Genomic DNA, 11,628 nt, shown 5'->3' on the forward strand with positions numbered 1-11,628 from the left:
TTACATATCTTATCTAAATAAGCAATGATTGGGAGATGTTATTTGTGACTTTTGTGAAAAATATGCATCTTTGCATATAATATTAACTTAATTATAGAGAATGTTTTGTCCAATTATTACGATAATGAGTATCAAATTAGATTAATTTAATGGAAACTATATAATTGCTAAAACTAAAATGTTCGAAATGATTAGGAAAGGTCAACTGAAACCTGTAGTAAATCAAACCTTTTCTCTAGAAAAGGTTACATAGGCCCATATGCTTGCACTTTTTAAAAATGCATTCGATCCATTAAACACCATGCGCCGGCATACTTTTAATGAGATGATAATTGATTTTTTAGAAGACAAGTCATTGAAACAATATGAGGATGTAACAATCTTAAGTAAATAATAACCTAACTAAAAGGGAAAAGAATTATGAATAATTATAATATTGATAAATGTGATATCATTGAAATAAAGAATGTAGTATTACAACAAAATAGATAAAGCAGAATGAGGGAAATCATATGGAAACTTTTAATCAACTAGTTAACGAACGTCGTTCAGCAAGCAATTTTCTTGAGGAGTATACAATTACAGAAAAAGACTTAAATGAAATTTTCGAGCTTGTCAAAATGGCTCCATCTGCATTTAATTTGCAACACACCAATTATATGGTTGTTCTTGAACCAGAACTTAAAGAATGTGTGAAGAAAGTAGCTAATGGACAACATAAAGTAGGTACAGCATCTGCCGTAATAATAGTCCTAGGTGATAAAAAAGCATACAAAGAAACCGAGAATATTTATCAAGGGTTAGTTTCCCTTGGTATTATGAGTAAACAAGAATTTGATCATACCGTTTTAGACATTGTATCATCGTATGAAAAAGGTGGCGATGTATTTCAGCGAGATGAAGCTATTCGAAACGGATCCTTATCAGCAATGATGTTTATGCTTGCTGCTAAAAGTAAGGGGTGGGATACGTGCCCGATGATTGGTTTTGATCCTGATCAATTGAGGAAATTACTGAAAATATCCGATCAGTACGAACCAGTGATGATGATAACGATTGGTAAAGAGAAACTAGCGAGCAGAAAGCCAAGGGGTTATCGTAAGCCAATTACTGAATTTGTAAAGTATTATTAAATAGTAAACCACATCTATTTTTTTATGGATGTGGTTTTTTGTTCGTGACATTGCTGTAACATCCATCCATTACAATTTATCCCGTTCTAACTGGCGCTAATACTCCCACTTCAAAACGAACGTAAAAGCGAAGACGTTAAATGGGAGATGAAGCGCCAGTAAGAACACGCTTGGTTCAACTAATAATTGGTGGGAGATGGACAAAACCCACACCGATTAAAGTTTCACTTTATTAAGTTTAAATAACTAGAGTAAACGACCGAAGTGAAATAGATAGGTGTTTATAATGTAATAAAGATTGTAAAAAGGTGAAACCTAAAATAATGATTTAGCCTTTTCTCTTTCGCAACTTGAAAAAATAGTTAAATCAATCGATCTTAGTATGATAGAAACATGAGGAGAGGTTTAGTTTGAATATATTAATCGCTGATGATGAAAAACATATGGTAACCATTTTAAAGACCTATTTTGAGAAAGAAGGTTTTCGTGTTTTCGTTGCTTTAAATGGTGAAGAGGCTCTTGAACAATTTTATTCAACAAAAGTGGACCTAGCTGTTTTGGATTGGATGATGCCTAAGATGAGTGGCCTTGAGGTATGTCGTGAAATAAAGAATGTCAGCATGACTAAAGTGGTTATGTTAACGGCACGATCTTCAAATGATGACGAATTCAGTGCATTAGATATTGGGGCCGATGAGTATATTAGAAAACCATTTGACCCTCGTATTTTAATACTTAGAGTGAAAAAAATGCTAGGAACGGAAAAGATTGTTCAGATAAGAAATTTGAAAATAGATTTACAAAGTATGAAAGTATATAAAGATCGTTCAGAAATAGTATTGTCTAAAAAAGAATTTGATTTATTGCGATTTTTATACGAAAACAGAGGGCAAGTATTGACTAGAAATTCACTATTGTCGATGGTTTGGGGAATGGATTATTTAGGGGAAGAGAGATCAATCGACACCCATATTAATAGACTACGGGATAAAATCGGAGTAAACCATATTATTACCCATAGAGGAATGGGGTACAGTTTCAATGATAAAGACGAATAAAATAAGTAAAAAATTATTAATAATGGTGAGTATTATTATGCTCGTAGTTTTTGGGGTCTCTTATTTGCTAAATAATTATTTTTCTTCGGACTATTATTTATATAAAATGAGAAAAAAATTAAATACAGTTTATGAAGAGATAAATGATTTAAGCCATCAAGAATTATTAGAAGTTGAACAAAAGATTGAAGATGAAAATAATGTAACAATCGTTACCGTTGAAAATAATGGAAGTACGGAAACAATCAATGAAAATATTAAGTTTGCCTTATTTAAAGATCAAATTGTTTTAAATAAATTTTGGATTACAGAAGATTCGTTGAACAAAATAAATGAAGGTAAAACAGTAAGATTACTATTTAATCAAGGTAAACTAAAGTCAAGTTTGCTAACCGTTATGTATAAGCAAGATGATCAAATTGTTTTACTAGGAACTGTTGTTATTCACAATACGGATGCTTTGACAATCGTCAATCAGTTGTATTTTTACTCTGTACTTTTTGGAATTATCATTAGTTTAATATTGGTTGCTTTTTTCTCCAAAAAAATGATTACCCCTTTAGAGAAGTTAAAAAGTGTTGCAAAAGAAATAGCCGATCTAAACTTTAAGCAAGTGGAAATTCATACTGGAGATGAGATAGAAGAGTTATCTCACAGTATTAACAATATGAGCAATCGTTTGAAACAGGCTCATTCAGAATTAGAGAAGAAAAATCAAAGCTTAAATACATTGATATCAAGCATCTCCCATGAAGTAAAGACGCCTATGTCGCTAATCCAAGCATATACAATTGGGATAAAAGATGGTCTTGACGATGGGACTTATTCGGATATTATTTTAGAACAAGTTAAATACACAAGCGATATGGTTGATTACTTAATAAAACTATCAAAAGTACATGAATTAGAAGTGAAAAAAGAGCCTTTTGATCTAAAAGAACTCCTTCAAAAAGTGCTAGCAAAACATAAAATAGCCTTGCAGAATAAAGATATCTTTTTAAAGCTGGATCTTAATACTGTTTGTAAAACAATAATAGAAGAAGACAGTAATCAAATCGAAATTGTCATGAACAATCTTATTACCAATGCGATCAAGTATTGTGAAGAAGATTTTATACAAATTGCGTTAAAGCATGATACCAATGACAAGATTACATTTAATATCACTAATAAAACAACGAGTGTACAAGAACAGCACTTGCCTTATATTTGGGATGCTTTCTTCGTTGTAGAGGAATCGAGAAATAAAGAGATTTCTGGCACAGGACTCGGACTGTCAATTGTAGCTAGTATTCTAGATAAAAATAACCTGCAATATGAAGTTTCATTAAAGGATTGCTACATTACTTTTAGTATAAGTTTTAAGACTGTAGCTAGTAATGTATAGCAATCAAGTATTTCAAGAACAAGCTGTTCATGATATTACTGAACAGCTTGTTTATGTTAATCCGAATTATATCGGTACAGGTAAGTTGAAAGATAAAACGGAAAAGATACATTTGATACGAATATCCGTTCATTTTTCTATAAGACAAAAGCAGCTCTTCCATTCTGAAAGATAAAAGTATTTCATTGTTTTTTCTGCAGATAAAAACCCTATGATTGGTAATAATATGAAGGTCAATTTTCTACATAATGAACCAATAACGTAATAGGAGGAAGAATATTGGCTATTCAAAAAGGATTGAAATTGCTTCATCTTGCATTAATCGGAGGTGCATTTTACTTATGGATTGAAATATTATGGCGTGGCCATACCCATTGGACTATGGGAGTTGTTGGCGGTTTATGTTTTATTGTGATCGGGTTGAGCAATGAGATTCTTCCATTCGACATACCGCTTTATTTACAAGCGTTTATTGCAACACTTTTAGTAACATTCATTGAATTAATTGCTGGCTTAGTGATTAATGTTTGGTTTGGATTATCTGTGTGGGATTACAGTAAATTACCGTTAAATATTCTTGGGCAAATATGTGTACCTTATATGTTATTATGGTTGCCCCTTTCGTTGATGGCAATCATTCTTTATCGTCATCTTAGATATTGGTTGTTTAATGAGGCAAAGCCACAGTTTAAACTATATTGAATAAAATGCTAGCTATACTTCTTCATAAACTGTTTGTATAAATAGTTTTGAAGAAGTGTTTATATGACATTTTATTGAATTTATGGTAATAATACCTTGACAAAAAATTCCTCTTACAGGTACTATCAAACTAGTACTCTAGTAAAGGGGGATATTTTGTGAAGAAAAAAATATTATTTATAGCTTTCATCTTGGTACTTGCAGCAAGTCTACCGCTTTCTGCATTAGCCAACAACTCGAATAATGATGCTACAATTGAGAGCTTAGTGAACAAAGGGGTTTTTCCTACAGGAATCAACTATGAAGAGAAAGTAATTGTTGAAGATTTTATTAAGTATGCTTTAACAGCATTGACTTATCAACATGAATCAGATGCAATGAGATCTGAAATAGCTGATAAGTGGGTATTAAAAGGCGAGTTAGAGAATCGTAAGGCTACTATAACAAGTGAAGAAGTGGCACGCATTCTTATTAGAGCACTAGATTTAGAAGAGAAAGAAAAGAGTCTAGCAGATTATAAGAGTTCTGCTGAGAAGCTTGGCTTGTTTAAGGGAGTTTCGTTAGAATCTGATTACATAACGGTAAAACAACTAGCGACGGTGTTTGAAAATTTCCATACAGTTAAGAACAAAGATATTGACAATAAAGGAGTTAAGGAAATCCCAGTAGAAGACTTTGTGAAAAGCCCAGGGAATTCTGGATATCAACTTTCTCCAGATGGAAATTACTTATCATACACTAGTGCATGGGAAAACCGTTCAAATGTGTTTGTTAAGAATATGAATGAAAATAGTGATCCAGTACGTGTGACTAATGCTAAGGATCGAGATATTGGCGGGTTCTTTTGGAAAGATGACAGTATCTTTTATGTGAAGGATAAAGGTGGAGACGAGAATTATCACATTTATTCATCCACTTTCAATGGTGCTGAGGAAAAGGATTTAACGCCATATCCTAATGTAACAGTAAGTATATTAAGTATATTAAAAGATACTAAAGATGAAATTCTCATTACAATGAACAAAGAGAATCCAAAGTTATTTGATGTATATAAGTTAAATGTTAAAACAGGAGAAACTACTCACGTAGCCAAAAATCCAGGTAATATATTATCATGGTTAGCTGACCGCGATGGAAAGATTAGAATGGCCCTTCAATCAGATGGGGTAGAGGGTAATATCCTTTACAGAGAATCTGAAAAGGATGAATTCAAACCTTTTATTAAAATGGAGGCTGGAGACGAGGTTTTTCCACTAACGTTTACTAAAGATAATCGTTTTATTTATGCGCTTTCTAACAAAGGTCGCGATAAAGTAGAACTTGTAAAATATGATTTAGAAGCGAAAGAAGAAGTGATTTACGCTAATCCAAATGTTGATATAATGGGAGCGTCATATGATACAACAAGAGATCAATTATTATTTGCTACTTATTTTACAGATAAGCTACATTATAAATTCTTTGATGAGAAGACTGAAAAACTATTTAATAGTATTAAAGAAAAGTTAAAGGTAAGTGAAAGTGAATTAGCAATTGAGGATTACAACCAAGAAAGAACAAAATTTATTCTTAGTGTTTCAAGTGATACAGTGTACGGAAAATACTATTATTATGATTCAAAAACTGACAAAATGATTGAGTTAGCTAGTTTAAGTCCTTGGTTAGATCCAAATAATATGGCAGAGATGCATCCGATCTCTTACAAAAGTAGAGATGGTCTAACAATTAATGGTTATTTAACACTTCCGAAAAATAAAAAACCAGAAAATTTACCGTTGATTGTAAATCCTCATGGTGGTCCATGGGCTCGCGATGTATGGATGTTTAACCCTGAAGTTCAACTACTTGCAAACCGTGGTTACGCTGTACTTCAAGTGAATTTTAGATCATCTACTGGTTACGGGAAAGAATTTCTTCAAGCAGGAAATAAACAATGGGGATTAAAAATTCAAGATGATATTACGGATGGCGTTCAATGGGCTATAAAGCAAGGAATTGCAGATCCTAAGAAAGTTGGTATATACGGGGCATCCTTTGGCGGTTATGCTACATTAGCTGGAATTACATTCACACCGGATTTATATGCGGCGGCTGTTGATTATGTAGGAGTTTCAAATATTTTTACATTGTTAGACACAATTCCTCCTTATTGGGAAACAATGCGTAATATGTTTTACGAAAGAGTCGGACATCCCGAGAAAGATAAAGAGTTGTTAAAATCTGTTTCACCAGTTTTCCATGCGGATAAAATAAAAACACCACTGTTTGTTGCACAAGGAGCAAATGATCCACGAGTTAATAAGAATGAATCTGATCAAATTGTTAAAGCATTAAGAGACAGAGGTATTGATGTTGAATATATGCTAAAAGATAATGAAGGTCATGGATTCTCTAACGTAGAAAATCAAATTGAATTCTACAATGCGATGATCCCATTCTTAGATAAGTACTTAAAATAATTGAAAAAGAAAAATGAAGCTTCTTCGTGAACATTTTAAACGAAGATAAATTGTTTATAAAAAATAAGGGAACCAAAATATCTTTCTATTCATAGAAGGTATTTTGGTTTTTTTGCTAAGCTGTAAAAAATCGGCTCTTTTTTTATTGGAAAATTAAATAAATTGTACCTAAATTGCTGGAGAAATATAGGAGCGTGGCAATGAATGTTAAGGCAGAACTGGATGAATGGGAGTGTTACATTAGCGTAGGATAAGACAACGGGAATGGAAGTACATCAAACAAAAGTTAATGGGAAAAAGAATTTTAGGTTTCGATCCTGAATATAAAAATTAAAAATGAGAGTGTTAATTTTTATTTTTTTTAACTTGTGTAGTTCCCTTATCTTGTTGTGTATTTTCGTTTTCATGTTTTTTTAAGGATTTTGTTGCAAAGGAAAAAGCATAATAAAAGCTTATGACGGATCCAATAGTAAATATGATGAGAGTTATAAATAAACCTGTGGAGCCCATAATATCATCCTTTTTATATTGTATTTTACTATTATACGATATATCAGATCATGTTGCTCATATTCGTTCTGGGCAATACCCATACCGCCTGCCGCATTAGTAGCTGAATCACCCATGCCTTCCAAAGATGATGATGCACCATCAACTGATCCAGATAAATCACTCATTGCTGATACAGTGTCTACCGTTGCAGTTAAAGCATCTTTAGCTTTTGCATCAACGCTAGATAGAGCATCAGTATTTTCTATATTCTATATTAGCCTTTGAGTTACCATCTAAGCTATTGGTCATCTCATCCATGGCTTTTTGGCGTTCTTCAAGTCCTTTTTTCTTACCTTCTAATTCTTGAACTTTTGCAACGTTTTCAGAGTACTCAACTAGTTGTCCTGAACTATCTTTCATGTTGTTAACGTAATTTCTGTACTCTATTTCGTCCTGCATAAGTTGTGCTCTAATATTATCAGAACGTTCTCTAGTGCCATTCTGAACACTGTCTGTTAATTCTTTATTTAATTCTTTATTTAATTCCTTAGTTCGCTTTACATATTCTTTATCAGCATAAATACACCATGTTCTTTTTGATAGTTCTGTATGGAGTAGAAACGTTGTTTAACTGCATCTTCAACAGCTTTTAAATCATTATTAATTTCATCTAATTCATCATTAACAGTATTTATTTCAATTCCATTAGCTGTAGACGCTTGAAGAAGTTGTTCCTTTGTCATTTCCTTTAGGGAACTTATATATTGATCAGCTTTTTCTTTATTTAACGTTAAAGCATTTCCATATGCATCAGTAGATTCAATAAGGTGGGGGGCAATTTGCTGAATATTTTTGAGTACTGTCTGTAATTCTTCTTGTTTTTATGCGTTATTACCAGCACTTGGGGCAAGTTCGTTATACTGAGCTATTAATTGTTCAAGCCTTTGTCTTTGGTTATCTGTAGCTTGAGCATTCTTATATAGAGATTCAGTATTATGTCAGCAGCCTGACTTGAATCCATGAATGCACCAGCTAACAATTCAACTTGCGAAGTCAGTTGTTAAACTTGTAACTGAATTTAACAAACCTACGATAAGTTGACGAACACCATTATCACCAATAGTCTGCGATAACAATTGGAAAGATGCGATCATTTGATTAGTTTGATACTCTAATTCGCCTTCAAATACTTTCATCTCATTAACTGCGCTGTTATAAGAATCCATCGAAAAAATAGTATTTTCTGCAACTCTTGCTTGGTTCTCAAGGAGACTGGTAACTTTCGCTACGTGCCAGCCCCCTCCAAATTGACTCGAAATAGCATTTTTAGTCTGAGCGTCAAAAGTCTCCCACTGACTCCCTAGTTCGGCAAGTACATCAGTAGTAGAACGTAATTCTCCACTCATTTCTTTTGTTTTAATTCCAAGACCTTCAATCATACTCTGTGATTCTTCTCTTAAATAACGACTGAATAAGGTCTTATAGAACGTGCCAGCTTCATTCCCGGATATTTTCAGTGTTTCGACAGTTTGCGACACTATTCCTGTTAATTCGTGAAAAGAAACCCCCGCCATTGCGGCATTTGCACTTGATTTACTTAATGCCTGAGCTATACCTTCAGTAGTAGCAACTGTTTGGTTAGATACGCTATTTAAAGCATTTACAACATCAATAGTATCAGAGACTTCTAATTTATACTGTCTCATAACTGCTACTAAATAGTTTGCTGCATCTGTAGTATCTTTAAATTCACCAACAGTAGAAAGCAACATGGAGTTATTATTTAACTCTTCAGCTTCTCCTAGATCAAAACCTAATTTACTAATCTCCCCCAAGGATTTGAGAGTATTTTCTATGGTTTGACCATACTTAACCGCAGCAACTGTGGCATTATCAAAAACAGAAGATATATCTGAATTGTTTAAGACTTTTTTAATTGAGACTAATTGAAGATCTAGAGCATAAATATTGTCTATCAACGCTTGAACACTATTTGTCGCTGAATAGAAAACGGTAGAAACTCCCATCCATAGCGGGAATTTTACAGCGGCCTGCGTTACTGTCCACTGCCCATGTAAGAAGGGTGTAAGCAAGAGATTCATCAAAAATAATACTGATAATCCATTGAATAGAACTAATGTTTCGAGGATTAGTCACTTTAATAGATTTAACAGTATTTCCTGTTCTAGCATATTGGACAGGGGAGTAGGAGATAAAATATTTTTGAAGTTCATCTTTCAAGTAACCTTCTAATCTCATAGCTTCTTGTGTTAGTATTTTCTTTATATTAGTTTGATTCAGTATCGCTTTTGTCCTTGTACACTATTTACATACTTTTCAAGCTCTCTCATGTTCTTTACTACAACCATTGGTATCAACTCACTTTTTAATGTACCGGATCAGCAAGTACGTTTTTTACATTGTTTGTCTCACCAATTTTCCCAACCTGGGCAAACATATCCTTGTATTTGAATTGTAAACTTGCAACTCTATCTTGTAATTGTTTCTCGAAATCATTGGCAACAATTCCTTTGGCAGAAACATTCAATACAGAATTCATTACTTTTTGAATCTCGCTCGGTAAGAAAATTTCTTCTAATATTAGTTTAAATAATCCACTTTTAGTAAAACGGTTTAACCAATCAAACAATCCTTCTTTACCATCTCTGCCAAGTAGAGTAGAAGGCATTTGATCTTTGAAATGAGTAAAATGTTTATTAGTTAATAGGTTAATAATGTAATCAAACATCTCATCTGTTAATTTAATTTTTCCTTGCTTTGCTTCAATAAATAACTGTTGTAACTCCATTAATAATTTATCAATCTTAATTATTGTCAAAAAGAGGGTAGAAGGTAATATTTAAACCCTTATATAGACCTTCTTCAATTTCAGATTGCTCAGTTTGGTCTAGTTGCTCTGAAACCTGATTAATTTTAGCTAATGATAATTCATTTTTAATTTCTGCCATATAAAAAATTCCTCCTTTTAGTCCTATAAAACTGTTATTTTATTTCACAAAAAGACACCGCCGATTGACGATGTCTTTAGATTTATTAATATTTTCTCCAATTTAATGAAGCTCCTATATCTTTTTTTGAATAGGAACTTGCAACCACCCGAAAATCTCTTGATCCTGAACGTGTTCCGAAAGGGTCAACCATTAATGAATCTGTGTCCCTAACTGTTATATAATCATCACCAAAAAGTAAATTCGGGTTGTTTTTTGTAGTTGCTTTAAATATGTTGTTTTTTACTTTAAGCTCTTTTTTATCTGTAAGTGTAAAATTAAATACATGAATGCCAAGAGGAGCTGAATTAGCTGACGGATGTAAAATATTATTATCGATTACTACATCTTCAACTGTTGCTGTGATAAAAACACCGGTGTACGTTACATTAAAAACAGTATTATTTTGTATAGTAATTCTTTGAATCTTATATGGTTTATTCGATTCATTGTTATGTGATGCGATGTTAAACCCACGTAAAGAATCATAGACTATATTATTTTGAAAAGTAATATCCTTTAGTACTCCTCCTGATTCAGCTCCAGTTGAAAAGCCTACCCCGTTTGGAATCGTTACCGTGTTTTCGTACACATCAATGTTATAAGATTTTTTCGAAAAAGCATCAATATAAATACCACAACGAACTCCTCCGGATACAAAACAACCATGTATAGACCCGTTTCGAGAACCATCTTTAGCGTCTATAGCTTCCTTGAAACAATCAATTACTCTACAATCTTTAACTTCAAATCCATTTACATTGTTAATCGAAATACCTTCATGTCCTAATTCTTTACAAGCTCTTGTAACAGTACAATGTTCAATTTTTATGTCTTCTCCAAGCATAACATGAATCCCTGAGCCATTTGTATCTGTTGTATGACAATCCCTAATAGTTATACTTTTATGAACTGGATTCTCAGCCACAAAATAACTTACTCCAATTCCCATAGCATAAGAATTTTTCACATGTAATCCTTCGATGATCCAATGGCTTTTTTTATTTAAATCTATTAAAGCACCCCAACTTTTGTTTCCATTCCAAGTTATTCCTGTACCATCTACAACAGGAGTGTGACCAGGATAGTTTTTAAGTTTAATTGGGTATTTGTAGGTTCCAGATTTCGGTAATAATATTCGCTCATTATAGATGCCATTTTTAACATATATTGTATCGTTAGGTTTCGAATAGTCTAAAGCGTACTGGATGGTCTTGAACGGATTGTTAATGTTACCTACATTAATGTTACTACCATTAATTCCATCTACGTATAAAAATCTTCCTATTCGCATATTAACAAACCCTTTATTTTTTCTTACTTAAAAATTACACCTTATTTTATGTGAAATCCTTCTAGCTACTATTTCACGGGCTTCTAATGTAAAGT

At 32.7% G+C, this 11,628-nt stretch carries 14 protein-coding genes; 6 read left to right on the plus strand and 8 right to left on the minus strand.

The features are described from left to right. Window positions 1-512: 512 nt before the first annotated feature. The 6 genes from V7014_RS24575 to V7014_RS24600 all read left to right on the plus strand — a co-directional run bounded on the left by V7014_RS24575 (window position 513) and on the right by V7014_RS24600 (window position 6,739). Window positions 513-1,133, plus strand: a complete 621-nt coding sequence (locus V7014_RS24575; RefSeq protein WP_335511306.1) for a nitroreductase family protein — start codon at window positions 513-515, stop codon at window positions 1,131-1,133. 410 nt (window positions 1,134-1,543) lie between these two features. Beyond that, the gene (locus V7014_RS24580; RefSeq protein ID WP_335511308.1) at window positions 1,544-2,191 is read left to right on the plus strand and encodes a response regulator transcription factor; all 648 of its coding nucleotides are present in this window, start codon (window positions 1,544-1,546) and stop codon (window positions 2,189-2,191) included. A gap of 64 nt (window positions 2,192-2,255) precedes the next feature. Next, window positions 2,256-3,578 carry a sensor histidine kinase gene (locus V7014_RS24585; protein WP_335511310.1) on the plus strand — a complete coding sequence of 441 codons (1,323 nt, stop codon included), beginning with the start codon at window positions 2,256-2,258 and terminating at the stop codon, window positions 3,576-3,578. Beyond that, the gene (locus tag V7014_RS24590) at window positions 3,571-3,753 is read left to right on the plus strand and encodes a hypothetical protein (RefSeq protein WP_335511312.1); all 183 of its coding nucleotides are present in this window, start codon (window positions 3,571-3,573) and stop codon (window positions 3,751-3,753) included. The genes V7014_RS24585 and V7014_RS24590 overlap by 8 nt, the downstream gene beginning before the upstream one ends. Before the next feature lie 104 nt (window positions 3,754-3,857). Further along, window positions 3,858-4,280, plus strand: a complete 423-nt coding sequence (locus tag V7014_RS24595) for a putative ABC transporter permease (RefSeq protein WP_335511313.1) — start codon at window positions 3,858-3,860, stop codon at window positions 4,278-4,280. A gap of 158 nt (window positions 4,281-4,438) precedes the next feature. Then, window positions 4,439-6,739 carry a S9 family peptidase gene (locus tag V7014_RS24600; RefSeq protein WP_438824976.1) on the plus strand — a complete coding sequence of 767 codons (2,301 nt, stop codon included), beginning with the start codon at window positions 4,439-4,441 and terminating at the stop codon, window positions 6,737-6,739. Between the two features lie 485 nt (window positions 6,740-7,224). Here the strand turns inward: V7014_RS24600 and V7014_RS24605 are convergent, their stop codons facing one another. The 8 genes from V7014_RS24605 to V7014_RS24640 all read right to left on the minus strand — a co-directional run bounded on the left by V7014_RS24605 (window position 7,225) and on the right by V7014_RS24640 (window position 11,533). Beyond that, on the minus strand, window positions 7,225-7,416 hold the full coding sequence (locus V7014_RS24605; protein WP_335511315.1) for a hypothetical protein: 192 nt from the start codon (window positions 7,414-7,416) through the stop codon (window positions 7,225-7,227). 67 nt (window positions 7,417-7,483) lie between these two features. After that, window positions 7,484-7,651, minus strand: coding sequence for a hypothetical protein (locus V7014_RS24610; protein ID WP_335511317.1), 168 nt, complete (start codon window positions 7,649-7,651; stop codon window positions 7,484-7,486). Window positions 7,652-7,788: 137 nt separating this feature from the next. Next, window positions 7,789-7,974 (minus strand): hypothetical protein, encoded by a 186-nt coding sequence (locus tag V7014_RS24615; RefSeq protein ID WP_335511319.1) that lies wholly within the window; start codon window positions 7,972-7,974, stop codon window positions 7,789-7,791. 297 nt (window positions 7,975-8,271) lie between these two features. After that, entirely contained in the window at window positions 8,272-9,333 is a 1,062-nt protein-coding gene (locus tag V7014_RS24620) for a phage tail tape measure protein (RefSeq protein ID WP_335511330.1), read from the minus strand. Continuing rightward, complete coding sequence (locus V7014_RS24625; protein WP_335511332.1) at window positions 9,221-9,490, minus strand: hypothetical protein; 270 nt, start codon at window positions 9,488-9,490, stop codon at window positions 9,221-9,223. Before V7014_RS24625 ends, V7014_RS24620 begins: the two co-directional genes overlap by 113 nt. 127 nt (window positions 9,491-9,617) lie before the next feature. Next, the gene (locus V7014_RS24630) at window positions 9,618-10,070 is read right to left on the minus strand and encodes a hypothetical protein (protein WP_335511322.1); all 453 of its coding nucleotides are present in this window, start codon (window positions 10,068-10,070) and stop codon (window positions 9,618-9,620) included. Next, complete coding sequence (locus V7014_RS24635; protein ID WP_335511324.1) at window positions 10,057-10,200, minus strand: hypothetical protein; 144 nt, start codon at window positions 10,198-10,200, stop codon at window positions 10,057-10,059. Before V7014_RS24635 ends, V7014_RS24630 begins: the two co-directional genes overlap by 14 nt. 85 nt (window positions 10,201-10,285) lie before the next feature. Then, on the minus strand, window positions 10,286-11,533 hold the full coding sequence (locus V7014_RS24640) for a right-handed parallel beta-helix repeat-containing protein (RefSeq protein ID WP_335511326.1): 1,248 nt from the start codon (window positions 11,531-11,533) through the stop codon (window positions 10,286-10,288). Between the last annotated feature and the right edge of the window lie 95 nt (window positions 11,534-11,628).

Source organism: Bacillus sp. JJ722, from assembly GCF_036963345.1.
GTDB lineage: Bacteria > Bacillota > Bacilli > Bacillales > DSM-1321 > Bacillus_AD.

Excerpts from the sequence above, each read along its gene's own strand:
- V7014_RS24610 (WP_335511317.1), bottom strand. The coding sequence starts at position 7,651 with ATGAAAGATAGTTCAGGACAACTAGTTGAGTACTCTGAAAACGTTGCA.
- V7014_RS24640 (WP_335511326.1), bottom strand. The coding sequence starts at position 11,533 with ATGCGAATAGGAAGATTTTTATACGTAGATGGAATTAATGGTAGTAAC.
- V7014_RS24620 (WP_335511330.1), bottom strand. The coding sequence starts at position 9,333 with ATGAATCTCTTGCTTACACCCTTCTTACATGGGCAGTGGACAGTAACG.
- V7014_RS24625 (WP_335511332.1), bottom strand. The coding sequence starts at position 9,490 with ATGAGATTAGAAGGTTACTTGAAAGATGAACTTCAAAAATATTTTATC.
- V7014_RS24575 (WP_335511306.1), top strand. The coding sequence starts at position 513 with ATGGAAACTTTTAATCAACTAGTTAACGAACGTCGTTCAGCAAGCAAT.
- V7014_RS24590 (WP_335511312.1), top strand. The coding sequence starts at position 3,571 with ATGTATAGCAATCAAGTATTTCAAGAACAAGCTGTTCATGATATTACT.
- V7014_RS24615 (WP_335511319.1), bottom strand. The coding sequence starts at position 7,974 with ATGACAAAGGAACAACTTCTTCAAGCGTCTACAGCTAATGGAATTGAA.
- V7014_RS24605 (WP_335511315.1), bottom strand. The coding sequence starts at position 7,416 with ATGAGTGATTTATCTGGATCAGTTGATGGTGCATCATCATCTTTGGAA.
- V7014_RS24635 (WP_335511324.1), bottom strand. The coding sequence starts at position 10,200 with ATGGCAGAAATTAAAAATGAATTATCATTAGCTAAAATTAATCAGGTT.